Source organism: Brochothrix thermosphacta DSM 20171 = FSL F6-1036, from assembly GCF_036884295.1.
In the GTDB taxonomy this organism is placed as follows: domain Bacteria; phylum Bacillota; class Bacilli; order Lactobacillales; family Listeriaceae; genus Brochothrix; species Brochothrix thermosphacta.
The window spans coordinates 2,423,109-2,447,808 of sequence record NZ_CP145608.1; the positions used below are offsets into that span (position 1 = coordinate 2,423,109).

General features: G+C 37.7%; 28 protein-coding genes. 7 read left to right on the forward strand and 21 right to left on the reverse strand.

From position 1 onward, the window contains the following. Positions 1-63: 63 nt before the first annotated feature. Positions 64-543 (reverse strand): 23S rRNA (pseudouridine(1915)-N(3))-methyltransferase RlmH, encoded by a 480-nt coding sequence (gene rlmH, locus V6S17_RS11990; RefSeq protein ID WP_029091489.1) that lies wholly within the window; start codon positions 541-543, stop codon positions 64-66. 68 nt (positions 544-611) lie between these two features. Further along, complete coding sequence (locus tag V6S17_RS11995) at positions 612-803, reverse strand: CxxH/CxxC protein (RefSeq protein ID WP_029091488.1); 192 nt, start codon at positions 801-803, stop codon at positions 612-614. A gap of 179 nt (positions 804-982) precedes the next feature. Here V6S17_RS11995 and V6S17_RS12000 point away from each other — a divergent pair, with 179 nt between their 5' ends. Both V6S17_RS12000 and V6S17_RS12005 read left to right on the forward strand, forming a co-directional pair. After that, a complete protein-coding gene (locus V6S17_RS12000; protein WP_029091487.1) occupies positions 983-2,446 on the forward strand; it encodes an ABC transporter permease in 1,464 nt (487 codons plus the stop codon). 5 nt (positions 2,447-2,451) lie between these two features. Beyond that, on the forward strand, positions 2,452-3,120 hold the full coding sequence (locus tag V6S17_RS12005) for an ABC transporter ATP-binding protein (RefSeq protein ID WP_422388459.1): 669 nt from the start codon (positions 2,452-2,454) through the stop codon (positions 3,118-3,120). A gap of 377 nt (positions 3,121-3,497) precedes the next feature. Here V6S17_RS12005 and V6S17_RS12010 read toward each other — a convergent pair whose 3' ends face one another. From V6S17_RS12010 to V6S17_RS12070, 13 genes are all read right to left on the reverse strand, one after another. Then, entirely contained in the window at positions 3,498-4,769 is a 1,272-nt protein-coding gene (locus V6S17_RS12010) for a sensor histidine kinase (protein WP_036027264.1), read from the reverse strand. Next, complete coding sequence (locus V6S17_RS12015) at positions 4,769-5,455, reverse strand: response regulator transcription factor (RefSeq protein WP_029091485.1); 687 nt, start codon at positions 5,453-5,455, stop codon at positions 4,769-4,771. The genes V6S17_RS12010 and V6S17_RS12015 overlap by 1 nt, the downstream gene beginning before the upstream one ends. A gap of 21 nt (positions 5,456-5,476) precedes the next feature. Then, positions 5,477-5,857, reverse strand: a complete 381-nt coding sequence (locus V6S17_RS12020) for an iron chaperone (RefSeq protein ID WP_036027263.1) — start codon at positions 5,855-5,857, stop codon at positions 5,477-5,479. Positions 5,858-5,929: 72 nt separating this feature from the next. Continuing rightward, positions 5,930-7,258, reverse strand: a complete 1,329-nt coding sequence (locus V6S17_RS12025; protein ID WP_051457246.1) for a S1C family serine protease — start codon at positions 7,256-7,258, stop codon at positions 5,930-5,932. Between the two features lie 207 nt (positions 7,259-7,465). Further along, positions 7,466-8,299: an MBL fold metallo-hydrolase gene (locus V6S17_RS12030; protein ID WP_029091483.1), complete on the reverse strand. Its 834-nt coding sequence runs from the start codon at positions 8,297-8,299 to the stop codon at positions 7,466-7,468. Between the two features lie 31 nt (positions 8,300-8,330). Further along, a complete protein-coding gene (locus V6S17_RS12035; protein ID WP_029091482.1) occupies positions 8,331-9,146 on the reverse strand; it encodes a two-component system regulatory protein YycI in 816 nt (271 codons plus the stop codon). 15 nt (positions 9,147-9,161) lie between these two features. Continuing rightward, positions 9,162-10,436, reverse strand: a complete 1,275-nt coding sequence (locus V6S17_RS12040; RefSeq protein WP_029091481.1) for a YycH family regulatory protein — start codon at positions 10,434-10,436, stop codon at positions 9,162-9,164. Then, positions 10,433-12,292, reverse strand: coding sequence for a cell wall metabolism sensor histidine kinase WalK (gene walK, locus V6S17_RS12045; protein WP_029091480.1), 1,860 nt, complete (start codon positions 12,290-12,292; stop codon positions 10,433-10,435). The genes V6S17_RS12040 and walK overlap by 4 nt, the downstream gene beginning before the upstream one ends. Positions 12,293-12,298: 6 nt before the next feature. After that, positions 12,299-13,009 (reverse strand): response regulator YycF, encoded by a 711-nt coding sequence (gene yycF / locus V6S17_RS12050; RefSeq protein ID WP_029091479.1) that lies wholly within the window; start codon positions 13,007-13,009, stop codon positions 12,299-12,301. A gap of 265 nt (positions 13,010-13,274) precedes the next feature. Beyond that, positions 13,275-14,213: a siderophore ABC transporter substrate-binding protein gene (locus V6S17_RS12055; protein WP_029091478.1), complete on the reverse strand. Its 939-nt coding sequence runs from the start codon at positions 14,211-14,213 to the stop codon at positions 13,275-13,277. Positions 14,214-14,228: 15 nt separating this feature from the next. After that, a complete protein-coding gene (locus tag V6S17_RS12060) occupies positions 14,229-14,987 on the reverse strand; it encodes an ABC transporter ATP-binding protein (protein ID WP_029091477.1) in 759 nt (252 codons plus the stop codon). Continuing rightward, on the reverse strand, positions 14,987-15,949 hold the full coding sequence (locus V6S17_RS12065) for an iron chelate uptake ABC transporter family permease subunit (RefSeq protein WP_029091476.1): 963 nt from the start codon (positions 15,947-15,949) through the stop codon (positions 14,987-14,989). The genes V6S17_RS12060 and V6S17_RS12065 overlap by 1 nt, the downstream gene beginning before the upstream one ends. After that, positions 15,936-16,892, reverse strand: coding sequence for an ABC transporter permease (locus V6S17_RS12070; RefSeq protein ID WP_029091475.1), 957 nt, complete (start codon positions 16,890-16,892; stop codon positions 15,936-15,938). Before V6S17_RS12070 ends, V6S17_RS12065 begins: the two co-directional genes overlap by 14 nt. 310 nt (positions 16,893-17,202) lie before the next feature. Between V6S17_RS12070 and V6S17_RS12075 the strand changes: the two genes are divergently transcribed. The 5 genes from V6S17_RS12075 to V6S17_RS12095 are packed head-to-tail and all read left to right on the forward strand — an operon-like array spanning position 17,203 to position 21,787. Next, a complete protein-coding gene (locus V6S17_RS12075) occupies positions 17,203-17,448 on the forward strand; it encodes a hypothetical protein (RefSeq protein WP_029091474.1) in 246 nt (81 codons plus the stop codon). Beyond that, positions 17,445-18,797 carry a tripartite tricarboxylate transporter permease gene (locus tag V6S17_RS12080; RefSeq protein ID WP_029091473.1) on the forward strand — a complete coding sequence of 451 codons (1,353 nt, stop codon included), beginning with the start codon at positions 17,445-17,447 and terminating at the stop codon, positions 18,795-18,797. Before V6S17_RS12075 ends, V6S17_RS12080 begins: the two co-directional genes overlap by 4 nt. An 18-nt stretch (positions 18,798-18,815) precedes the next feature. Beyond that, on the forward strand, positions 18,816-19,745 hold the full coding sequence (gene mvk, locus V6S17_RS12085) for a mevalonate kinase (RefSeq protein WP_029091472.1): 930 nt from the start codon (positions 18,816-18,818) through the stop codon (positions 19,743-19,745). A 4-nt stretch (positions 19,746-19,749) separates the two neighbouring features. Continuing rightward, positions 19,750-20,718: a diphosphomevalonate decarboxylase gene (gene mvaD, locus V6S17_RS12090; RefSeq protein WP_029091471.1), complete on the forward strand. Its 969-nt coding sequence runs from the start codon at positions 19,750-19,752 to the stop codon at positions 20,716-20,718. After that, on the forward strand, positions 20,711-21,787 hold the full coding sequence (locus V6S17_RS12095; protein WP_051457248.1) for a phosphomevalonate kinase: 1,077 nt from the start codon (positions 20,711-20,713) through the stop codon (positions 21,785-21,787). The genes mvaD and V6S17_RS12095 overlap by 8 nt, the downstream gene beginning before the upstream one ends. 80 nt (positions 21,788-21,867) lie before the next feature. On the opposite strand, the gene V6S17_RS12100 is transcribed toward V6S17_RS12095, so the two are convergent. From V6S17_RS12100 to V6S17_RS12125, 6 genes are all read right to left on the reverse strand, one after another. Continuing rightward, entirely contained in the window at positions 21,868-22,167 is a 300-nt protein-coding gene (locus tag V6S17_RS12100; protein ID WP_029091469.1) for an ArsR/SmtB family transcription factor, read from the reverse strand. Positions 22,168-22,260: 93 nt separating this feature from the next. Beyond that, positions 22,261-23,250 (reverse strand): metal ABC transporter substrate-binding protein, encoded by a 990-nt coding sequence (locus V6S17_RS12105; RefSeq protein WP_029091468.1) that lies wholly within the window; start codon positions 23,248-23,250, stop codon positions 22,261-22,263. A gap of 12 nt (positions 23,251-23,262) precedes the next feature. Continuing rightward, positions 23,263-23,412: a 50S ribosomal protein L33 gene (gene rpmG, locus V6S17_RS12110; RefSeq protein ID WP_029091467.1), complete on the reverse strand. Its 150-nt coding sequence runs from the start codon at positions 23,410-23,412 to the stop codon at positions 23,263-23,265. 18 nt (positions 23,413-23,430) lie between these two features. After that, complete coding sequence (rpsN, locus tag V6S17_RS12115; RefSeq protein WP_029091466.1) at positions 23,431-23,700, reverse strand: 30S ribosomal protein S14; 270 nt, start codon at positions 23,698-23,700, stop codon at positions 23,431-23,433. A 54-nt stretch (positions 23,701-23,754) separates the two neighbouring features. Next, positions 23,755-23,943: a 50S ribosomal protein L32 gene (gene rpmF, locus V6S17_RS12120; RefSeq protein WP_029091465.1), complete on the reverse strand. Its 189-nt coding sequence runs from the start codon at positions 23,941-23,943 to the stop codon at positions 23,755-23,757. Between the two features lie 308 nt (positions 23,944-24,251). After that, positions 24,252-24,440: a helix-turn-helix domain-containing protein gene (locus V6S17_RS12125; RefSeq protein WP_029091464.1), complete on the reverse strand. Its 189-nt coding sequence runs from the start codon at positions 24,438-24,440 to the stop codon at positions 24,252-24,254. Positions 24,441-24,700: the final 260 nt, after the last annotated feature.

Genomic DNA, 24,700 nt, shown 5'->3' on the forward strand with positions numbered 1-24,700 from the left:
CTAAAACAAGAGTATCAACTGATAATCCAGCTAATTATATATTGCTAATAGTTGGAAATCGCTCTATTTATGATACGTATGTCCATGGATAATTCGGTAACTTCGGTAAATTTGTTCCACTAGCACCAATTTCATTAATTGGTGGGGGTAGGTTAGTTTCCCAAAAGAGATTAATTGATTACTTTTATGTAAGACTTCATCACTTAATCCAAGCGATCCGCCAATAATAAACACGATGCTACTTTTACCACTGATACCGATTTTATCAATTTGTTGCGCCATACCTTCCGAGCTATATTGCGTCCCATTAATTGCTAAAGCAAAGATATAGTCTTGATCTTTCACCTTCGCTAAAATACGTTCGCCTTCTTTTTCTTTTACTTGTATCATTTCAGCTGCACTGAGATTTTCCGGTGCTTTTTCATCAGGAACTTCGACAACATTAAACTTACAATACTTCGTTAAACGCTTCGCATATTCTTCAATTCCTTGTTTTAAATACTTTTCTTTGAGTTTACCCACAGATATGATTGTTATATTCACAGTTTTCCATCCTTTTCCACAGACTTATGCACAGGGTGTTATCCACACAATCCACAACTTTATCCACATTATGTGTGCGAATGTATGTTCCCCACTATATAAACGGCATCCTTTTTACAGTACGCACAAGTTATACACAGGCTATCTTCTGGTATTTTGTTCATTTCGGGAAACGTTTCTCCCTCATAAATACAGTCATCTAAGATATAATCAACATGCTCATCGCATGCATAGTAAAGCTTTTCATTATTTTCACTCATTTTAAAACCTCCTGACTATTTAAGTATAGTTGATATTATCCACATTTTCAACGAGAGTTATACACAGACGTTGTCAACACTGTTGATAAGTTTTACAAAAGCAACTTCTGCCTTTTTAAGTTTCGTTTAAGCTTCATTGTTTATAGTGAACTTACTTACAAAAGGAGGTTATTATAATTATGAATTTTATTAAACGTGCTTGGTACAGTATCATCGTCAAACGAGGTCGCACCTTTTTATTAATTGCTGTTTTTTCTGCTATTTTAATTTTTATTTTAGCAGGTTTAACGATTAAAAGTGCTGCCTTACAAGCATCCGAAAATGCTAAAGAAAACATTGGTGCAACCGCAACGCTTTCGATTAACCGTGAAAACATGAGAGAACAACGGGGAAATCAAGACAAGAGTACAACTGAAAAAAACGAATCAGCGACGGAACGTGTCGTAAAATTAACGGATGTTGAGAAAATCGCCCAGTTAGACAATGTGAGTTCTTACAATATTCTTTCTTCAACATCCGCAGGTGCAACGTCCAAATTCACTGCTATCGAAAGCAGCTCCGATTCTAGTTCTACTACCGATACAAAAGAAGCTGACGGACATAATGATAGTGGTGGTCCACAACAAGCTCAGGGTGATTTTGCTATTTCTGGCGTATTATCAACTGCTGCTTTAGAAGCTTTTAGTGACGATGGCAATACAATTATTAGTGGAAAAGCAATTACAGAGGCTGACAAAAACACCAATAACGTTATGATTGAAAGCACACTGGCTGAACAAAACGATTTAAAAGTTGGTGATACCTTTAAGATTACAAATGCAACGGATACATCAGTGACCTATAAAATGATCGTCAAAGGTATCTATGAAACGAGTGAGGTTGCTGATGGTATGGGCATGAATTTCGCCTTTATGGATCCTGTGAATACCATTTATACATCCTATACATTTGCCAATACAATGAAGGGCTCTACTTATAAAAACACAGCTGATTCCGCAACTTACACGCTTGCTCAACCTAAACAACTAACAGCATTCGTCAAACAAGCGAACAAGTTAATTGATACGGATACATTTGAATTACAAACGAATGATTCACTTTATCAACAAATGTTGAAACCGATTAGCAATATTACATCTTTCTCAGAAAATATTGTACTCCTAGTTAGTGTTGCTGGTACGATTATTCTCGCTTTAATTGTAATGTTAACGATTAGAGAACGTAAATACGAAATTGGTGTGTTGTTGGCACTTGGAGAAAATCGCTTTAAAATGATTGCTCAATTCTTTACTGAGTTGATTTTGGTACTGTCCCTTTCGCTTGTTATTGCAGGGTTTAGTGGTAGTTATGTCGGCAATATTGTGGGCGAACAATTGCTTGCTCAAGAAACAGAAAGTACGACGACGTCTAATACTTCTAAATTTGAAGGTGGCGAACCTAATGGTGGTGGCGGCCCTGGCCAAGGTGGTGAAATGGCTGAAAAAGCGAAACAACCTGACGAAATTAAATCCCTCGATATCACTTTATCACTTACAGAATTATTGGAGTTGGGAGGATTAGGCTTAGGTATTTGTTTCCTGTCTGTTCTAATTGCTTCTGTCGGTATTATTCGTTTACAACCTAAAAATATATTAACTAGTTGAGGAGAATGTGTATGTTAACAGCAAAAAATATTTCTTATTGGTATAAACAGCAAGATGATTATTTATTTAAAGATGTGAATCTTTCATTTGATAGTGGTAAAACATACGCTATCCTCGGTAGCAGTGGGTCTGGTAAAACAACATTTTTATCCTTATTGTCGGGGATGGATAAGCCAAAGGAAGGCCAGATAGTGTGGGATGACCAAGATATTGCTAAACTGGGTCTTACACGTTACCGTAAAACCGGCGTATCGATTGTATTTCAGGCGTACAACCTACTTCCTTATATGACAGCATTACAAAATGTCACAACGGCTATGTCGATTACACGCGCAAAACAAAGTGATGCTAAAAAATATGCGCTTACAATGCTAAAAAGCGTTGGTATCGATGACGTTTTAGCTAAAAAAAACGTCACGAAACTATCGGGTGGTCAACAACAACGTGTTGCGATTGTTCGTGCAATGTGTTGCGATGCTCCGATTATCGTGGCAGATGAACCCACTGGAAATCTCGATCAAGCGACATCAAAAGAAATCATTACAATACTACAAACAATTGCTCGTCAACAAAATAAAACAGTGATTATTGTCACTCATGAGCTAGAAGTAGCTCATCAATGTGACTTTGTATTTGAACTAACAGATAAAAAATTTCAAACAATCATCTCTTAAAATAATAGTTCTATAATTTATGACGTTGGTGAGTTTTCACTGACGTCTATTTTTACGCAAAAAAATAGTGACATTTTCAACATCCCTGAAACATTAAGTCACCATAACAAATTTATAGGGGAGGCATTGAAAATGTCAGCTACTACTTCTAATAATGGCGTAGTTCTTCTGGAAATACAAAAGGATGGCACTCTTAAGACATTAACATAGGGAATTAACATAAAAAACGGTACTCTTAAGACATTAACATAGGGAATTAACATAAAAAACGGTACTCTTAAGACATTAACATAAGGAATGGTACTCGCTTGCGCTCCGTCCCATACTGTTCTCGTAAAGCGGATAAACCCGCTACGATAACAGCAAAGGATTGGCACTTACTTTCTAGCGAAAATCATCATGAAACACGTACCGCCGCTTGGATTTGCTACTGCTTTAATTGTGCCTTGATGTAGCGTTACAATCGATTGCGCAATGGCTAAACCTAATCCGTGTCCCCCGCTTTCACGTTGGCGTGCTTTATCCTCACGATAGAATCGTTCAAATAATCGTTCGGCATGTTCTGGTGCAATGCCAATACCTGTATCAGAGACTGTAAGTTCCCACTGTTTTGCGGTATCTGTTACGCTAATTGTAATCTCGTCCCCTTCACGTGTATATTTCAAAGCATTATCAAAGAGAATAATCAGCAATTGCGTCATCAATGTCTGATCAAAGTGTAACTGTTTTGTTGTCTCTATTTTCAATACGAATTTTTTCCCCTGACTTGCTGCAATTTCGCTATAGGGTTCGCATAATTTTTCGAGATATGGCGCTATCGCTGTTGATGTCATATTCACGTGGACTTCGTTGTTATCTGCCCGAGCTAACATCAGTAAATCACTTGTCAATCGACGTAAACGTCTTGTTTCACTTAATGCTAGGGCAATGCTTTCTGCTTCATCTAAAATCGTATGGTTTGGCGTTGTTAAAAGCTTTTCAAGTTTCGTTTGCACAATGCTTAACGGCGTGCGCAACTCATGTGACGAGTTCTCCACAAATTCTTGCTGTTTCTGCCAAGCAACCATAATGGGTGCCATATTTTTCCTTGCTAGGTAGTAACTTAGCACAATCGAAATAAGCCAAAACACAATCATACAGCTAATAATTACCTTTTGAAAAAACTGTACTGTATTTTCTAATTGGTTAGTGTTCGAAACCAATTGTATGTAATACGTTGTACCGTCTAACTTAATTTTCTTGATTACTGAGCGAAAACTCATTTGTTGGTCGTAACTATTTTTCACTTGAATGCTGTTAATTTGGTCTGAGTCTGTTTTATTAAATGTGATGTTTTTCAAATCATCATAACGATTACCGAGTTGCTGTTCATTCAATAACTTCCCTTTAGCTGACCACACCATCAATTCTGTTTGAAAGCTGTTAGGTGGGTTGTTTAGGTTTCTAAAATCACCTTCTGATAAGTTACGTTGTACCTCACTACGAATAAAATGTTCATTTGTGATGGCGAGTTGTAATTTTTCATCTACATCTTTATACAGTGATTGTTGTAAAATTTGACTAATAATCACACCTAATACCAAAAAGAGTAGACCAAATGCTATCATATTACGAATGAAGAGTGAGCGTTGTTGTCGATGAGCCTGCATTAAGCACTCTCCTCTGTTAAGATATAGCCCACATTACGAATGGTATGAATTTCCACTTGTGAGTGCATCTGTTTTAATTTTTTGCGCAAGTTGCTCATATAGACTTCGACCACAGTATATGTTGTTTCTGAATCAAAGCCCCATATGCGCTCAAAAATTTGTTCTTTTGTAAGAATACGACGTCGCTCTTTAATAAAATAGAGCAGTAAATCAAACTCTTTCCCTTTTAAGATAAGGTCCTCATCATTGACTGTGACACAACGACTGGTCAAATCACAAGTCGTATTTCGATAAACAACTGTTTGTTCTGCAGTGAGACCAAGACTACGTTTTAACATCGCTTGCGCTCTCAAAAGCAGCTCTTCGCGATAAAAAGGTTTTGTTAAATAGTCATCGGCACCATTTTTAAAACCTTCAATTTTAGCAGCCAAACTATCTTTTGCGGTTAACAATAGTGTGGCTGTGTTAATGCCGTTTGCCCGTAATTGCTTCAATACCTCATAACCATCTAACAATGGCAACATAATATCCAGTACGAGCAAATCATAACCGCCATACTGTGCTTCATAAAGGCCTTCTTCACCATCATTACAGTGTGTGACGTTACCTATTTCTTCTAAAATTTCAGCGATACTGCCTGCGAGTAAAATATCATCCTCTACGAGTAAAATCTTGATTGTTGCCATCTGTCTGTCACCCTAATCCAGTTATTTATTATTCTTTGTTCGCTCAATTTCACTATTTAAAACAGCTTTTGCTTTTAAAATAGTTTTTATTTCAGCTACAGGTACCGCCTGATTAAATTTAATCTGCAGTGTTCCTTTGCCTAATTTATAACCTTTTGCTTCTAATTCACTACGCATTTCAGCTGTTACAACATCTGAACCAAAGCCAAAACTAATATGTTGTTTATGTGCACTAAAGCCGACAAATTGCCCATGATAGTGGTAAAAGGGCACATTATAACTTATCTTTTCTTCTAACCCTGGAATGGTTTCTAAAATAATTTGACGCAAAACTTCCATAACCGGTTGCGCCTCTTCGTCTGCGTTTAGAATATAAGTTGTTACATCTGGTATTTTCGTCATCTCAATTTCCTCCTAATTTTTACAGTAAAAAGGCTGTCCCAACATTATCAGGACAGCCTTTTTAATTTATGATTAACTAGAAAGCGCATCACGCTCAGTTAATTTTACTTTTACTGTTTCTTTTTTACCATCACGGTAAACCACTACATCGACAGTATCGCCAATTTTTAATTTTGAATTGTACAAGGCTTTACGAAGTGACATTGAATCTTTCACTGGTGCGCCTGCAAAATCTACGATAACATCGTATGTTTTCAACCCTGCATCAGCAGCGGCAGAATTATTTGAAACATTTTGAATCATCACACCGTCAGTCACTGATTTAGGTAATTTAAGAACATCTACGAGTTGGTTAGATGAAATTGTATTTAAATCACGTAACGTTACACCTAGAGATGGACGTGTTACTTTACCATTTTTTTCGAGTGAGTTAATAATTGGCTCCGCATCATTAATTGGGATTGCAAAACCGATACCTTCTACTTCAGCAGAAGCCAATTTCATTGAATTGATACCAATTACTTGGCCTTCAATATTTACTAATGCACCACCACTGTTACCAGGGTTGATTGCTGCATCTGTTTGGATAACATTTGTTTCCCAATCACTTTTTCCATCATTATCAATATCAACTGGTACTGTACGATCAATACCTGAAATAATCCCTTGTGTGACTGAACCTGCATAAGCTGTTCCTAATGGGCTACCAATTGCAATCGCTATTTCACCCGCTTTTAATGCGGCTGAATCACCAAATGTAGCCACGCTTTTCACATCAGTGTCTTTAATACGTAATACGGCTAAATCAGTCCATGAATCCTTACCAATCAATTTTGCCTCTACTTTTTTACCACTTGATAAAATAACTTCAAGTGAATCAGCGTCCGCAATAACATGATTATTGGTTACGATATAAGCATAACCCTTCTCTTTTTTATAGATAACACCTGATCCTGATCCTGATTCAACGGCTTTATCTGTTGAGGCAGTCTGTTCACTCTTATCAGACCCACCAAGAATATCATCAAGACCATTGGATTGTTTTTGATAGTTCAACACACTAACTACGGCATCTTGTGACTTTTTAACAGCATCTGTCACAGCAGAACTCGAATCGACAGAAACTTTTTTCACATTTCCTGTTTGTGAACTTTTGGTGCTGTTATCATCTGATAACGGTGTGCTTGAGTCATTTTTCATACTACCTAATCCTAAGCTACCGCTCAAAAGCGCCACTACTAAAGCTCCAACAATCACACCAATGAGCCCTACCAAAAAGTGACTGGCACCACTTTTCTTTTTACGTGGTGGTTCTGGTTTATATTCTTCTGTTTGAGTACCCTTTATATTGTCTTGTTCATTTTGCGTAAGGTGTTCGTGTTCTTTATTCTCTTCACTCATCGATCATCCACTCCCTATTCTGTTGTTGTTATAGTTTAACTATAAATTATAATCATGAAAAAAATATGACGGTTTTGTAAAAGTTCATGCTCAAATGATTGAACGGTTTATTAACTGCAAAATAACATAAACACACCCAACATTCAGTCTCGGTGCAACTGATCGTGCGTGTGTCTCCGTCGATTAGACGACTATTATGTTTTTCCCTTAAATCAATTTATTTAAACCTGTTAATGGTGTTGCTTTATTAGGGTCTGTATCAAAAATTTGCACCTGTGGTCCGACGCTAATTCCTTGCTGTGTTAATGTTTGCTCGACTGCCATACGAGCAATGTCTTTCATATTATTATCTTGGCTGAGGTGTCCGAGGTAAATACGCTTTGTTTTATCTCCTAACACTTGGCTCATTGCCATACCTGCATCTTCGTTTGATAAATGCCCTTCATCCCCCAAGATACGCTGTTTTGTACTCCATGGGTAACGTCCTGCTCGCAACATTTGAATGTCGTGATTACTTTCAAACAGATAAACATCCGCATTACGAATAACGCCTTTCATGCGTTCGCTGACATAACCTGTGTCTGTCATTGTGACAATTTTATGCTGTCCTTGATGGAAAGCATAAAACATCGGATCCGCAGCATCATGAGAAACACCAAATGATTCAACATCAATTGATCCGAAGGTCTGCACTGTATTTGTATCAAACGTGAATTTTAAATCCGTTGCAATTTCTCCGACTGACTTCGGCATTGCTCGCCATGTTTTTTCATTGGCATAGATTGGGATTTGATATTTTCGAGCTAATACACCTAACCCTTTAATATGATCACTATGTTCATGTGAGATTAATATCGCATCAATATCTGCCAAAGAACGTCCGACTGATTGGCAAAGCTCTTCCATTTTTTTGCCGCTGTGCCCACAATCAATTAATAACAATTGATTATCTGATTCAATCAATGTTGCGTTACCTGAACTTCCACTTGTTAAAAATGAGTAACGCAAGTCAGCGACACTTGTTTTAGCTGCCTGTGGCATTGCTTTTGTAATAAATTCCATCTTTATCCCCCTATGACTGTGCAGTATACTCAACTTTTTGCGACATTTCTGTCGTCAATACTTGTCCTTCAATCGCATCTACCATTAGTTGCATGCGTTGATCATCCACTTCTATTGTATAGTACCAAACTGGCATATACACATTTGAACTCTCAAGATTTCCTAAGATGTAATAGCCCAATTGAATATCTACTAAATCGGCTTTGCTTGGTATTTTATTATTTTGAAATAAACTTTCAAATCCTTGACTAGGTGAAATCAGATCATTGGTTCCAGAAAGTTTGGTAATATCAGTCAACATTGTTTGTGTGTAACTTTTAACATAACCATCCTCGCAATAAAAAACCAGTTTGGCATCATCACCTTCAACGAAACGTTTATTGTCGTATTTTTGCTTAAAGACAATTTCAGTTGTATCATCGTTATAATTTACCATCGAGTAAGATGAGCCTCGATAAATATTATTAGCCACATAATTTTTTAACGCGGTGAAATCAGGACCTTCTGCAACAATATCATCTTTCAGTTCACTCACCATCAAAAAGCCATTATTCTCTAATTTAAACTTTTTTTTTGTTAATTTTTCAAAGTCTTTCAACTTAAATTTATTATAGCGAGCACTAAGATAAGGCGCCGTTGTAGGATGTGTTTTGAAGTTTACTTTATCAATACTAACTTGCTGCTCTTTTAACGTTTCTTCAAACGATGTTTGGCTTAAAGCATCTAACTCGTTTTCCTGCTGTTTGGTATACCATAAAAAAGCAAGGTATATGTCCAGTAACAAAAAAACCACTGCAAATATAACAAGTGTTTTCCGCCAATCCACGCCAACGCCTCCTCTCTAATCTAAAAATTGACTATTGCCATTAACAGTGTAGACCCAACGTGGCTCTAGATTAACAATTGTTGTTTCATGAGATCCTTTTGTCATCTCGTAACCAACTTCTAAGCTGTACACATCATCTAGCGTGCCTAATTTTTTTCGCAGCTTCTCTAAAGCCGCTGTAGGGCTATCTAAGGTTACTTTCACATCTTCTGAAGGAATACTGGTACTTAACTCAAACATTGGACGTTGATGCTGGTACACGCTCTCTTTACCCGCTGTTGTGGTTATAACTGCGCCGCCAAAATCACTATAGACTGGCGTGTTATCCACTCTCAAGCGATATCGCACTTTAAGTGTATTTTCATCAAAATCTTCAATACGATAGTCACCTGTGAACCCACTATAATTATTAATAAAACTTAAGCTCTCACTTAAAACATGCGTTCTTTGAATCATTGCATTGGCATCTGGCGTAATTTCTTGTGCTGGATTGATATATAGCAGATTATCATTATTCATATCATAACGAAGCAACACACTACCATTAATATATTCACGCATATTTTTATTACTACTCACAAGTGCAGGGTCTTTTTTATTCAATAGTGCTTTTTGAAATTTTTCAATTGGTAAACTTTCAGCTACATAACTCTTTTTGTCCAAAACCACAGGAATGGACGATGAATTAAATGTGAAATGATTGAGTACAATTGGCAAAACACTAGTGCTTGTATCTTCACTAAACAAATCCGACAGTTTTTTCGCCTCTGACAACGGCAAATCAGCTATTGCAGAAACACGTGTTGTCGAATTAATGAAACTGACATTATTTTTCTTTTTATCAAATGAAATAATAATTTCATCAAATGATTGTTCTTCATCAATTGTGCTTGTATCTATTTGCGTTGCAATTTGCTGAAAACTAGCAAAGGTTAATGCCACTGGGTATTTGAAGCGCAGTGAATTCGGCAAACTTTCTTCATCAATCAACTCATTTTTAGTGAGTGTACCCGTATTCTTCAAATTGCGGAAAATTTGACGATGCAAAGTGGCATTAATAACCGTTTCTTGCGATTTTAACACACGCCAGAATGAATTTTCTTTTTGATACATAATCATTTTAGGTTCATATGCTTCCGCAGCACTTTCAGTTTTACCAACAATTACCTTTTCACCTACTGCTGTTTCAATTGTTTCATAAGCGGGTTGCGAGTTCCAAATATTCCAAACGAGATAAATACTAATAACAACGAACACGAGCAAGATTATCGCCCAAAAACTTTTTCTCAATCCCATCCCTCCTCTGCTTCTTCAACAGAATCATCGTAAGGTAGAGTGAAAGAAATAATCGTTCCTTTTTCTTCGGTGCTTTCAGCCCAAATACGGCCACCATGAGCATCAATCATTTCCTTGGAAATAGCTAAACCTAAACCGGTGCCTCCCATTGCACGAGAACGGGCTTTATCTACGCGGAAAAAGCGCTGGAAGATTTTTTCTAAGTTGTCAGCCGGGATTCCCATACCTTGATCTCGAATACTAACTTTTATTTCATCTCCCTGTCTTGCTAAGTAGAAGGATATCGTTCCACCGTCAGGAGAGTATTTGATGGCATTGGAAATAATATTATCAATGACTTGAACAATTTTATCTTCATCCACTTCAATCAAGATATATTCAGTCGTAATATAACGTTTAAAGGTGATACTGTCCTTTTTAGACATCTCATGTCTATCAATAATTTGATTGAAGAAGGAATTAAAATGAACAAAATTTCGTTCGATTTTAGTCCGGCCACTATCCAATCGTGATAATTTTAACAAGTCATTAACCAGTCGAATCATACGTTCTGTTTCATTTTGAGTGACCTGTATGAAGTGTGGTGCAATATTCTCATCTTTCCATGCGCCATCACCCAATGCTTCTAAATAACTTGCCATACTCGTTAATGGTGTCCGGAGTTCATGCGATACATTTGCAACAAATTCACGCAATTCAGCATCCACGCGTTCTTGTTCAGTAATGTCATGTAAAACGGCAATTACGCCATTAATAAAACCTGTTTCACGTTGAATCGCTGAAAAATTAGCTCGTAAAACATAGTTTTGACGTTCAGTTGAAAGATCGATTGTCACTGAGTCTTTTTCTTCCAGAAGCGTTTCATAGGTATGATCTGATTCAATCTTCAATACTTCTGCAATCGGACGTGACATGGCATCCTCTTGATTAATTTTCAACATATCCGCAGCAGGACGGTTAATCAACATGATTTTCCCACGTCGATCCGTCGCAATCACACCATCTGTCATATACGATAAGATAGAAGATAATTTACGACTTTCACCTTCCACACTTGCTTGCGCATCCTGTACTTTACGCGTCAAAATATTAAAAGCTGTTGCAAGTTGACCAATTTCATCTACACCATACACTTTTACTTTGCGCGAATAGTTTCCGCGTGTCATCGCTACAGCTTGCTCACGCATTTCCTTGATTGGTTTGGTGATTGTTCGTGCCAACCACACTCCTAAAAGACAAGTAATCGCCATTGCAAAAACTGTCCCTTTGACAAAAATACTCGTGATTTCACTTACTTGCGTATACACTTGTTCAATTTCCGAAACAATATAAATAACACCGCGCGTATTATTCTGCAACTTCACCGGTTGCGCCAGGACCCACACGCGTTGTTTTTTATCCTTATCTAATAAAACACTATCTTCTTTCGTGTTATTCAATAACGTTCGACGCACCATTTGGTCCTTTGATTGTTGCCCCACAATTTGCTGGTTATCATTGTCTGTTGTCCCAATAACACGGCCACCGCTATCAACAACACGTACTTCTCGCACATTCGTTAAACTACCGGCAAAACTGCTCATACTTTTTTGAATTTCAGCTTCGGTTTCCTGTTCTTTTTCTTTAGTGCTTTGATTGGCCTTTTTATCCACCTCAGAAATGACTTCCTGGATATTATTCTCCAGCAAGCTCACACGGTCACGAATTGACTGCTGAAAATTGTACACTAATTGGTGCTCTACTTTTTGGACAAAGTAGGCACTAATAATTTGCATGGCAATTAATACCAGTAGCATATAAACTAAGACAATTTTAAAATGGATAGATTGATATATTTTAAGACGTTTCATTGCGCATTACTCCTGTTCAGGGTTACGTAGATAATAGCCTACACCACGTCGGGTGACGAGCCAGGTTGGGTGACTGGGTGTATCTTCAATTTTTTCACGCAGACGTCTAACGGTCACATCAACTGTGCGGACATCACCAAAATAGTCATAGCCCCAAACCGTTTGCAACAAGTTTTCACGTGTCATAACTTGTCCTATATGCTGTGCTAAGTAGTGCAACAATTCAAATTCACGATGTGTTAAGTCAATTTGCTGCCCTCTTTTTGATGCCACATAAGCTTCTGGGTGAATTGTTAACGCACCAATTTTAATTTCAGTGATTTTTTCTTGTTTTTGTGCTTTATCTGCATTGGCATGTCGACGTAGGTTGGCCTTAACGCGTGCAACAAGTTCACGGTTACTGAACGGTTTTGTAACATAATCGTCTGCACCTAGTTCCAATCCAAGTACTTTATCAAATTCAGAGTCTTTCGCAGTTACCATTATAATTGGCATGTCGTATTTTTTACGAATTTCACGACAAACTTCCATGCCATCGCGGCCTGGCAACATAATATCTAAAAGGATTAAATCCGGTTGAAAGGATTCAACCTTATCTAAAGCATCATCACCATCGTAAGCTACTTGTACCTCATAGCCTTCTTTTGTCAAATTGAAATCGACGATATCTGCAATGGGTTTTTCGTCGTCTACAACTAATACTTTCTTTTCACTCATGGTAATTCCCCTTTCTTATGTTGATTTAATTTTAAGTTAGTTTTATTTTATTTTAACAGTCATATAGTCATTATACCCGATTTTCACCACCATCGCACGAAAGCTCTATTGTAAAAGTTGAGAATAGCTCTTAAAGTAACAATAAATACGACGTCTGAAAAATACTCATCAAAGCGCCTCATTTATTAATAGCTCCAAAAATATAAAAAATAGCACTTTGACAAAAGATGTCAAAATGCCATTACTACCTATTTATTACCACATTTTACTTTTTAACGACGTTTCCAATTTCATCAATCATTTTATTAAATGACTCGATGCCTCCGCCTGCAAAGTACCAAACTTCGGGGTCAAGATATACCACCTGTTTTTCTTTGTAAGCATTTGTTTTTTCAACTAATTCATTTTCAATTACTTTTTTACCGCTCGCTTCTCCACCCACAACTGCACCACGATCTATTACAAAAATATAGTCAGGATTCTTTTTACTAATGTACTCAAAAGAAACGCTTTGTCCATGTGTTTCTACTTTAAGGTCTTTATCAACCGGTGTAAAACCAAGCACGTCATGGATGAGTCCGAAACGTGAGTTAGCGCCATAAGCAGATGCTTTACCTTCATTCGCTAAAATAATTAAAGCTTTCTTATCTGTTGGTACATTCTCACGTACTTTTTCTATTTTAGTATCTATTGCTTCTAACTGTTTTTTTGCTTCTGCTTGTTTATCGAAAACTTTTGCAATTTCAGTTGTATTTGTTTTGAATGACTTCAAATAATCCGCTGTATCGACAGACATTTGGATTGTTGGCGCAATTTTTTCGAATTTTTCATTCATATCTGACATACGTCCAGAACTAATTATTAAATCAGGTGCTAACTCATTAATTTTTTCAATATCAACTTCTTTTAAACCACCTAGATTCTCCACTTTATCTGTGTCGTACTTTTTCAAGTAACTCGGGACATTCTCACGTGGCATACCTACTACTGTATCACCTAAACCTAATTTATCCATCGTGTCTAATACACCATAATCTAGCACAACAACTTTTTTAGGATTTTTAGGCACTTTCACGTCACCCGTTGGTGTTGTGATTGTAACTGTTTCTTCTTTTTTCGTCTCTTTTTTTGTATCTTTGTTCGGGCTACACGCCACTAACAATACAAGTAATAATGTCACCATAATCATGAGTGTCTTTTTCATCAATAACATCTCCCTTTATTTAAAGTATAAACAATATTTGCAACTACCAATTTCAGTAATAGCTAATGGCATATCATAAACAATGTTCAACTGTTCAGGTGTCATCATTTCTGCCGTACTGCCTTGTGCTACGATACGGCCATCTTTAAGCCCTACCATATAATCTGCATACGCAGAAGCAAAATTGATATCGTGTAAAACCAGCACAATTGTTTTGCCAAAGTCATCTACCAAACGACGTAAAATTTTCATCATCTGTACTGCATGCTTCATATCTAAATTGTTCAAAGGCTCGTCCAACAAAACATACTCCGTATCTTGAGCAATAATCATCGCGATATACACACGTTGCTGCTGACCTCCAGATAACTCATCGATGTAATCTGCTTTTAAATCAGTAATCTCCATATATTCTAAAGCTTGCGTCACCTTCTGTTGATCTTCTAATGTTAATCGCCCTTTTGAATACGGAAAGCGCCCAAATGCCACTAAATCTTCAACTGTTAATCGTGCACTGACTTGATTACTTTGTTTGAGAATTGCCAATTTCTGTGCTAATGCACGACTCTTCCATTTAGTGACATCTTGATCATCTATCAAGACTTCTCCGTCTTCCTTAGTAATCAAACGACTCATGATTCCTAATAACGTACTTTTACCTGCACCGTTCGCCCCAATAAAGGCCGTGACTTGGGCTTGAGGTATTTCCAATGTAATATCATCAAGAATCAGTTTATCTTGGTATTTTTTAGAAAGTTTTTTTGACTGCAGCATTATTTCCGTCCTTTCTTCACGAGTAGGTAGATAAAATAGATACCACCTATGAAGTTAATAATGACACTCAGTGTTGTTGAAAAGGTCAATAGTTTTTCAACAATAAATTGACCTAATACTAAGGCAATAATTGCAATCAAAATTGTCCCAGGTAACAAAATACTGTGTCGATGGGTTGTAAAATATTGATAACTCAGATTAACGACTAACAACCCGAGAAAACTTACAGGTCCAACCAATGCCGTTGAAGTGGAAACCAAAATAGATACAATAATGAGGATATGCCGAGCCATCCCATTATATGAGATACCTAAATTGATGGTTTGATCTTTTCCCAACTGGAGCACATCAAGATTTTTAAATATTGCCGCCACATATAAAAGTGCGACAAGTGTGAATAACGTTGCAATCATTAGCACATCTGCATTTACGGCGTTAAAACTTGCGAACATTTTTCCTTGAATAATTAAAAAATCATCGGGATCAATCAGCATTTGCATAAATGAAGCACCACTTTGAAACAACGTTCCTAAAATAATGCCAAATAATAAAAGTGTAAAAATAGAATGGCTTAAACGCCCAAATAGAATATAGTAAAGCAGGAACGAAAAAACCATCATCAACAGTAAGGTTACTAAAAAATTGATATTTTTACTCGCTAAAAATTGTGTGCTACTCCCGAGAAAGTAAACCAACGCTGTCTGTAATAACATGTATAACGAATCTAACCCCATAATACTTGGTGTTAAGATACGGTTCTTTGTCAACGTTTGAAATAATAACGTTGATACTGCGACTGCAATTGCGGTTAATAATAGTGCAGCGATTTTAACTGCACGTGTTTCGAGTGCAAACTCCCAACTGCCTCCAAGTCGATAAAGCATGTATAACAAAATGCTCATCAACGCTAATAAACTGAGGGCACTGAACTTAAAAATCAGTAATTTTTTAGGATGCGGCATGTTTTTCCCCCCTCATTAAAAGATAGAGGAACACAACACTACCAATCATTCCAACCATCAAACTAATCGATACTTCGTATGGAAAAATAACAACCCGTCCTAAAATATCACATACTAAAACAAATGCTGCACCGAGCAGTGCGGTCAATGGTAATGTCTGTCTGAGATTGTCACCCATGTAAAGACTGACGATATTTGGTACAATTAAACCAAGAAACGGGATTGACCCTACGGTCAACATAATTGCAGCGCTCATTAATGATACAATTATCAGACCGATTGTCACCACTAAGCGATAGTTCAGGCCCAGTCCTACCGCTACGGAATCCCCTAGACCAGCCAATGTGATCCGATTGGCAAACAAGTAAACGAGTACAAAAAGTGGCAATGCAATATAGAGCCATTCATAACGACCACGTAAAATTGCTGAAAAATCACCTTGCATCCAAGAATTAATATTTTGGATTAAGTTGTTTTGATAAGCAAAAAATGTGGTAATAGCGTTCAAAACTCCACCGAACATCAATCCGATGAGCGGAATGAGTACCGGATCTTTTAATGGAATGCGATTCAGCAGCTGAATAAACACCAGCGTCCCAATTAAAGCGAAGGTGAATGCCACCGAAATTTTTTGCAGCATTGAAGCTGTTGGAAACACCATCATTGCAACGAGAACACCTAAACGAGCGGCATCCATTGTTCCAGCTGTTGTTGGCGATACAAAACGATTACGTGTGAGGCGCTGCATAATCATTCCACAAATACTAATGCCGGCTCCAGCGATGATAATGGCTAATAAACGCGGTAAACGCGAGATCAAAAGAATATCTTGTTGTTCAGCAGTTAAATGAAACAGCTGTGTAAAAGGTACGTCTTCAACACCTATCAACAAGGAAACAAAACTAAGCACTAATGTAATAACTAACAATAACCATGTTTTCACAGTGTTCGTCCTTTCAAATAGCTTTTTTCATATCGCAACTTTATCATAACTGATAATCATTATCAATGCCTTTCCTTGATAGACTTGCTTTTTTTATGGATTACATTGAAAATATGTCTATTTAGTGGACAAGTTCAGCTAAATACTTTTAAATATAGGTATTCTAGTTCTATTTATCTGTTCTAATAGATTAATTTTGATAACTTTCCATTTATTGGTATAATATTTTCGTGTGTCTATTTCTGCGAATATCAGAATAGATTGAACGATATATTTATTAAAACATCATAAAGAAAAGAGGCGTCATAACGTGAGTAATAAAAAATCACCGACAAATGTCGAAATATGGGCTGACCTTGTCAATATCAAAGACCTTATTTTATCAATTATTATCTGTCTTTTCTTTACGCTCGGTAGTTACTTTATTGCACCGAATAAACCGCCTATGCCATTGTTCTTTGGTCTTGGTGGTGCAGTGCTTGGATTTATCATTACGAGCTTTATCATTAAACCCAAACGCATCATTAAAGAAGAAAGTGAGGGCGAACAAGAATGACCCTTCAACTTGTTTTTGAAATGATTTTGGCTTCTGTTGGTGCCGCAGCGCTCTATACACTTATCGGAATTGCTCCTGGGACTGATGAAACAGCTGTTTTAGCGCCAGTTACACTGGCATTGGTTTTACTAGGTGTAGAACCCATTGTTGTGTTAGCCTTCTTTATTTCAGCAGTAGTGACATTAAATCTAACTGATGCCATTCCAGTCGCTGTTGCCGGCATACCAGGTGGCGTAATGGCGGCTCCAATGGTGCCTTACGGCATGATTCTAAAAAAAGCCGGTCAGAGTGTTATCGGGATTGAAAAAATGGCATCAGGGGCTGTTATTGGTACTTTGGTTGCTGTACCGGTTAGTTTGATCTTAGCTTCGTTTTTAGCGCCATTATCCAAGGTTATCGCAGCTTACTCTGCTCCTGTCTTTTTCTTTGGTGCATTATTTCTCGCATTAATGAGCCGCAACAAAGTAATTTCTATCCTTGTGATTATACCTTTTGCGATGTTAATTCAAGGATTACGTTACCTTTATTGGGGTGTCGGTGCCGTTCCAGAAACAACGACTGTTTCTTTATCTTTTTTCCTCGGCATTACAATAGGACCGATGATTTTTAGTATGTTAGCACTCTTAAATAAAGATCATCTTGCAACAATTAAGCGTGAGGATGTCCGCACGATTGTTATTCCAAAAGCAAGCAATCGCAAAGGATTTCCTAACCCTTTTAAGTTATTAACAAAAAAAGAAGCCGTTGCAACGGCAGCTTCTTCACTTGGCGGTTCATTGACCTTTTTCATGAGCCCAGTAGGAATGACGATTCTTTTCGGGGAAGCCGTTGTTAATCGAATTAAAGACCCTATTAAAAAAGCACGGATGGCGTTAGCGAGTATGGATGGTTTAGCCCACTCCACCTACATTGCGGGAATTTTAATTCCTTTAATCGCTCTAGGCATTCCATTATCACCTGTGGCGATTGGACCTGCTAACCCACTGTTTAACGCTGCGCCTGTTTTCACAGCTGATCATAATATGCATCATGTGTTATCTTATGGTGATTTTGTTTGGGCAACATTGATTGGCTCTATTATTGGTCTAGGTCTTACTTATTTCTTCATGATGAAGTACGCGACACATATCTCGCGCTTTGTTTTTAAATATATTCCACATGAAGCGATTCTTGGTCTCTTCATTTCACTCGTTGCCATGCTTGCTTATATGGATGGTGGTTTAATCAACATCGCTGGCGTTGTGCTCGTTGCGATTGTATCCGGAGCATTATCGCGTTTAGGCGTTAATTATGGCGTGTTATTTATGGCGATGTATGCAGCACCGTGGATGTTAAGTAAATTTTTCTAACGAAAGGAATGGTTTTTTATGCAAACGCAAGGTATCGCATCTGCTAAATTTATATTATGTGGGGAACACTCCGTTGTTTATGGCGAACCTGCCATTTCATTCCCTTTCAAACAAGCGCGTATTATTACAACTTTAAAAGAAATAGAAGGTTCAGAACATCAATTGATTTCTGATTTTTATACAGGGACCTTATCACAAGCTCCCGAAAAATTAACAGCTGTTAAAGCACTCATTCCACATATCCTTAAGCGTTACCAGTGTCATTCTGTTTTAGAAATAACGATTGATTCTAGCGTACCCGTTGGACGTGGATTAGGTTCTAGCGCTGTGGTAGCAACAAGTATCACACGAGCAATGCTTGCCTTTTTAAAACGACCTGTGATTTCTTCAAATGTTTTACCCTTTGTTAATTTTTCTGAAGATATTGCTCATGGTAATCCCAGTGGTATTGATGCTATCACCGTTGTAAACGAACAGGCGGTTTGGTTTGAAAAGGAAAAAGGACTCCAATCTTTATCCCTTAATTTAACCCTTCCCATTGTTGTTGCAGATACTGGTATTCCAAGTGAAACAAGAGCTTCTGTAGCCGCAGTCAGAGACCTTTATCAGAAAAACAACATCGAAGTCTCTGCTTGTATTTCACAACTGGGAGAAATTTCCAGGGAAATAGGTAAAGAAATCACTACGCATGGCGATTTACATACAGTTGGTGATTTATTCAATCAGGCACACCAGCTTTTACGTAAACTATCTGTCAGTAGTCCTGAAATAGAAAACCTCATTACTTGTGCGCTTGATAACCAAGCATTGGGTGCAAAATTAACTGGGGGGGGACGTGGCGGTTGTGTCATCGTTCTTTGTAAAGATAAGCAACATGCCCAGAAAATGGCTACTCAACTGAGTGCCGCGGGTGCAATTAAAACATGGATATCAATGATAGGAGAGTAAACGAATGAAAGCTACTGCGATTGCGCATACCAACATTGCTTTAATAAAATATTGGGGAAAACGAGATAACGTCTTGATTTTACCAGCGAATAGTAGTCTGTCGATGACGCTCGATCAATTCTACACGGAAACAACGGTTGAATGGTCGGACTCGTTCACAGAAGACCAATTCAGTCTCAATGGAAAGATACAATCCGATGCAAAAGTCGGACGTTTTCTCTCTATATTACGTGATCAGTTTTCACTCACAAGTTTTGCTCACGTTACATCAACCAACCACGTACCTACTGCAGCAGGACTCGCATCATCAGCAAGTGCTTTTGCTGCATTGGCACTTGCTGCAAGTAAAGCCGCGGGTCGAAATGACGATGAAACAACCCTTTCTCGTCTTGCACGCCAAGGTTCTGGTTCTGCCTCCCGTTCTATTTTTGGTGGGCTAGCCATCTGGCAAAAAGGTGAAGCAAACGATGGCAGTGATTCGTATGCTTATGAAATTCCTACACCTTCAAAACTTGATTTGGCGCTTGTCGTCGCTGTTGTTGATGCGGGACCAAAAAAAGTAGATAGCCGTTTAGGCATGCAAACGACAGTTGAAACGTCACCTTTCTTTGAAGCATGGACAAAACAAGCAACACTTGATTTAGAAGCAATGCAACGCGCGATGAAAGAAAATGATTTTGTTACGATGGGCGAAATTGCAGAACGTAATGCCTTAACGATGCACGCCACAACAATGGCAGCAAATCCACCTTTCACTTATATGCAGCCCCTTTCGTTAGCTTTAATGGACGCTGTTCGTGACTTGCGTGTTGCAGGTATTCCAGCTTACTTTACTATGGATGCTGGCCCAAATGTCAAAGTTCTTTGTTTAACAAAAGATGCGGAGCGGGTGAAAGAAGCATTGTCTGTCCATACATCACTCCTGTATATTTGCCACCCAGGACCGAAAGCTCGGGTGATTACACATGACTAAACATATGATTAAAATTCCAGGTAAACTTTATATTGCGGGTGAATATGCCGTTGTCTATCCTGGTCATTCAGCCATTTTAACAGCAGTGAACCGCTACATTAAAGTAACCATTAAAGACAATGATGTTAACAGTATCAATATCCCGTTAGATCAATACGCTGTTAACTGGCCGCTGAACAAACCGTTTGTTGCACCACGTCCAGCATGGCGCTTTGTTGCAGAAGCACTCAACACGACACAAACCTATCTCCAAGAACAGAATGTTCCGCTGACACCCGTCTCACTAAACGTTAATAGTCAGCTTGCGAGTGTTCAAGGCGCTAAATTCGGATTAGGTTCCAGTGCAGCAGTCACTGTAGCTGTTGTAACAGCATTATTGACACAATTTAAACAAGCACCTTCAAAAACACTTATTTTTAAACTAGCTGCCATTGCTCATTACAAAATTCAAGGCAATGGTTCTTGTGGTGATATTGCGGCTTGTACATATGGTGGTTGGCTTTCTTATACCTCTTTTGATCAACCCTGGTTATTAGAACAATTACAAACAGCTTCTGTCAGTGAATTAGTCGCTAAAGAGTGGCCACTATTACATGTGCTGCCTCTTAAAGCGCCTACTCCCTATTTTTGTGTCGGTTGGACCGGTTCTCCGGCAGGTACAAAGGGCTTGGTATCACTCATTCAAACCTATTTAGCTCATTCACCACAAGCATTGAAGCACTTTTTAACTACTAGTGATGCGTGTGTTGATAAATTTGCACAAGGTATTATTGAAAACAACACGACCTTGTTGAAAGAAGCTCTTTTAACAAATAGACGCCTCTTGAAAGCCTTGGGTAAAAAAGCAGATGTTCCAATAGAAACGCCTCTATTGACTACACTTTGCGACCTTTCTTTTCAAGTTGGAGGCTTTGGAAAAACATCAGGATCTGGCGGTGGCGATTGTGGGATAGCTTTTGTACCAACAGCCGAAATGTGTAAAAAACTATATAAACGTTGGCTTGCTGCCGGCATTAAACCGCTTGATTTTAAAGAGGGCCGTGTCAGTATTGAAGTTATTGAAGACTAAGCGCAACACCTAAAAAACCCCTTAAAAACCTTTTCATTTGGTTTTTAGGGGGTTTACTTATTGCTTATTAATCCTTGTGATTATTGATGCGATACATGTACGATGGTTTGATTTAAAATTTCAATAACATGTGTGTCGTCTACAGTATAAAAAATTGTTGTTCCTTCACGTCGTGTTTTCACCAAATTTGCTTGCTTTAACAATCTCAATTGGTGAGACACTGTCGATTGTTTTGCATCAATTGCTAAAGCAATGTCGTTAACAGCAATTTCGCCTTGGGCTATTTGCAGTAAAATTTTCAATCGTGTGGGATCACTTAATGCTTTAAATAATTGTGTCACTGCGATTAGGGATTCTTGCTCTAAATTTTTTCCTTCCATTTTTCAAACCTCCCGAAGGTGTCTATATGAGAATTAATTGATATAAGATGTTCAGACAAGACCTGCCTGTGCAGGTCCTTGGACTGACTATTATTATTTTATACTTTCTTGCAATGCTTTGAGGTTATTATCCATTGTTTTTATATAATCTAACCCTTGCTTTTGTTGTGCTTCTGTCAATCCTTCAAGCGGACTAAGTTCAACTGTTTTTGCACCTGTTTCAGTTGCTAATGTTTCTGCTAACTTCGGTGATGCTAATGCTTCAAAGTATATCACTTTAATATCATTTTTAGTAATAAATTCTTTGATTTTTGCCATCTCTTTTGGCGATGGTTCTGCTTCAGGAGAGAGACCTGCAATTGGCAGTTGGTTTAAATGATAACGGTTAGCGAGATAGCCAAATGCTGCATGCGATGTGACAAATGTCTTCTCTTTCGCATTTTCAAAAGCTGCTTGATAACGCGCATCTAACTCATCTAATTTTTTAACATATGTTTTTGCATTTTCATCATATGTTGTTTTGTTTGCTTTATCTTTTTTAACTAAGCCTGCTTGTATATTTTCCACCTGTTTTTGTGCTAAAACTGGATCTAGCCAAACATGTGGATTTTTATCTGCATCTGTCGCTGCTTCATTATCATGGTCGTGATCGTGTTCGTCCTCACCATGTTCATGATCGTGCTCATGTGCCGCTTCTTCAGCTGCGGTAAAATCTTTCAACTTAATACCTTTGCTAGCATCAATTACCGTTGTGCGACTTGTATCGATGTTTTCTAACACTTTTGGTACCCACGTTTCGAAATACTGACTGTTGTATACAAACACATCTGCTTCGGTAATTTTAGCGACATCTTTTGCTGACGGCTCATAATCATGCGGTTCAACTCCCGCACCAATCAACACGCTCACATCACCTTTATTACCTACTACTTGTTTTGAAAATTCATACATTGGATAAAATGTCGTGACTACTTTTAATTTTTTATCAGCTGCTGAATCCTTGCTACTTCCATTCCCGCAACCAGCAACAACCAAAGTCAATGCAGCGATGACAGCAACTAGTAAATACAGTTTTTTCTTCATATTTTTGCCTCCCTATTTTGTTTCACGATGTAATGTTTTTCGACGTAATTTGGGACTATATTTCATTAACTCAATTCTTTCAGGTTGTGTGCGTTTATTTTTAGTGGTGATATAATTACGTTCACCTGTTTCCGTGCATTCCAATATAATATTAATTCTCATTGTTCATCCCCTTTTCTTTTACCAACTTGCTTTTTTGACACCAGGTATTTGCCCTTTATGTGCCAACTCACGAAAAGCAATTCGTGACATGCCAAATTGATTCATATAACCTCGTGGCCGCCCTGTTACTCGGCAACGTTTTTTCAAGCGCGTGGGTGATGCATTGCGTGGTAACTTTTGTAAGCCCTCATAATCTTTCGCTTCTTTCAGTGCAAGTCGTTTGGCTGCATATTTTTCTACTACAGCTGTTTGTTTTTTTAATTTTTCAACTTTTGCTTTTTTAGCCATTGTCTTTACTCCTTTCTCATTATAAATCAAAACGATTACGTTTTACAATATAAATTACTTATTTTTTGTCGCTTCTGTTTGAATAACTTGTTTGCCGTTATACGTTCCATCCGGTGCAATGTGGTGTGCTGCTCGATATTCCCCCGTTTGGCTGTCTTTGACTAAATTGGGCACTTGCAATTTTTTATGCGTGCGCTGTTTATTTTTTTTTGCCTTAGATCTTCTGCGTGCTGGAACTGCCATTATTATCCCTCCATCAATTATCACTTTTATAAATCGTAATCATTACGTTTTGAATTATAGACTGTTCTACTTTTTTTTGCAAGCCTTAATTGAAAATAGCTGTTTTAATCTAAAGTTGTCATTCTAAATGGACAATCATTCTCTATGCTTATTGCACTTTCCTTTTAAGAAAAGGAAACGGTCACACATTTTTAATTAGACCCATCAACATATTGTTTTCCTATCTAATACTGGAAAGTTATCAACTTTGGAGTGGAGCTAACATAGGATTTAATAACATATCCTATTCCTAAAAAAGTGTCGCTTCTTCATTTTGTAAGATCATGTATTGTCGTTTCATAAAAAGTTGCTAACGCTTTTAAAGTGTTAATATCTGGCACGCTTGCGCCATTTTCCCATTTTGAAATAGACTGTCTCGAAATTTTGATTTTGCCTGCTACTTCTTGTTGCGTTAAGTTCTTTTTATGACGAGCTACTTTAAGTCGCTTCGCTAACATATAAACACACCTCCATTATTGTGTATATAAAGAATGGCAGCTTTACAGCACGAATGCAATTCAAATATATAGTCGATTTTCTCATATACACATCTCACGAAACAATCACTGGAAATTAAAGTGGTAATTATTACTATGGCTCCGCTAACAAACTAAAAACATTCTGCAATAAGGTGGCAGTATGTTTATATAACTTTTTTTAAAGTTATGAGTCTTCCCTAAAATAACAAACCAGCTATCAATACATAATAGGTGGTTTG

Excerpts from the sequence above, each read along its gene's own strand:
- V6S17_RS12030 (WP_029091483.1), bottom strand. The coding sequence starts at position 8,299 with ATGCCACAGGCAGCTAAAACAAGTGTCGCTGACTTGCGTTACTCATTT.
- V6S17_RS12055 (WP_029091478.1), bottom strand. The coding sequence starts at position 14,213 with ATGAAAAAGACACTCATGATTATGGTGACATTATTACTTGTATTGTTA.
- mvk (WP_029091472.1), top strand. The coding sequence starts at position 18,816 with ATGCAAACGCAAGGTATCGCATCTGCTAAATTTATATTATGTGGGGAA.
- rpsN (WP_029091466.1), bottom strand. The coding sequence starts at position 23,700 with ATGGCTAAAAAAGCAAAAGTTGAAAAATTAAAAAAACAAACAGCTGTA.
- rpmG (WP_029091467.1), bottom strand. The coding sequence starts at position 23,412 with ATGAGAATTAATATTATATTGGAATGCACGGAAACAGGTGAACGTAAT.
- V6S17_RS12100 (WP_029091469.1), bottom strand. The coding sequence starts at position 22,167 with ATGGAAGGAAAAAATTTAGAGCAAGAATCCCTAATCGCAGTGACACAA.
- walK (WP_029091480.1), bottom strand. The coding sequence starts at position 12,292 with ATGAAACGTCTTAAAATATATCAATCTATCCATTTTAAAATTGTCTTA.
- V6S17_RS12060 (WP_029091477.1), bottom strand. The coding sequence starts at position 14,987 with ATGCTGCAGTCAAAAAAACTTTCTAAAAAATACCAAGATAAACTGATT.
- V6S17_RS12105 (WP_029091468.1), bottom strand. The coding sequence starts at position 23,250 with ATGAAGAAAAAACTGTATTTACTAGTTGCTGTCATCGCTGCATTGACT.
- mvaD (WP_029091471.1), top strand. The coding sequence starts at position 19,750 with ATGAAAGCTACTGCGATTGCGCATACCAACATTGCTTTAATAAAATAT.
- V6S17_RS12010 (WP_036027264.1), bottom strand. The coding sequence starts at position 4,769 with ATGCAGGCTCATCGACAACAACGCTCACTCTTCATTCGTAATATGATA.
- rpmF (WP_029091465.1), bottom strand. The coding sequence starts at position 23,943 with ATGGCAGTTCCAGCACGCAGAAGATCTAAGGCAAAAAAAAATAAACAG.
- V6S17_RS12065 (WP_029091476.1), bottom strand. The coding sequence starts at position 15,949 with ATGCCGCATCCTAAAAAATTACTGATTTTTAAGTTCAGTGCCCTCAGT.
- V6S17_RS12125 (WP_029091464.1), bottom strand. The coding sequence starts at position 24,440 with ATGTTAGCGAAGCGACTTAAAGTAGCTCGTCATAAAAAGAACTTAACG.
- V6S17_RS12020 (WP_036027263.1), bottom strand. The coding sequence starts at position 5,857 with ATGACGAAAATACCAGATGTAACAACTTATATTCTAAACGCAGACGAA.
- yycF (WP_029091479.1), bottom strand. The coding sequence starts at position 13,009 with ATGAGTGAAAAGAAAGTATTAGTTGTAGACGACGAAAAACCCATTGCA.
- V6S17_RS12005 (WP_422388459.1), top strand. The coding sequence starts at position 2,452 with ATGTGTATGTTAACAGCAAAAAATATTTCTTATTGGTATAAACAGCAA.
- V6S17_RS11995 (WP_029091488.1), bottom strand. The coding sequence starts at position 803 with ATGAGTGAAAATAATGAAAAGCTTTACTATGCATGCGATGAGCATGTT.
- V6S17_RS12015 (WP_029091485.1), bottom strand. The coding sequence starts at position 5,455 with ATGGCAACAATCAAGATTTTACTCGTAGAGGATGATATTTTACTCGCA.
- V6S17_RS12095 (WP_051457248.1), top strand. The coding sequence starts at position 20,711 with ATGACTAAACATATGATTAAAATTCCAGGTAAACTTTATATTGCGGGT.
- V6S17_RS12025 (WP_051457246.1), bottom strand. The coding sequence starts at position 7,258 with ATGAGTGAAGAGAATAAAGAACACGAACACCTTACGCAAAATGAACAA.
- V6S17_RS12080 (WP_029091473.1), top strand. The coding sequence starts at position 17,445 with ATGACCCTTCAACTTGTTTTTGAAATGATTTTGGCTTCTGTTGGTGCC.
- V6S17_RS12000 (WP_029091487.1), top strand. The coding sequence starts at position 983 with ATGAATTTTATTAAACGTGCTTGGTACAGTATCATCGTCAAACGAGGT.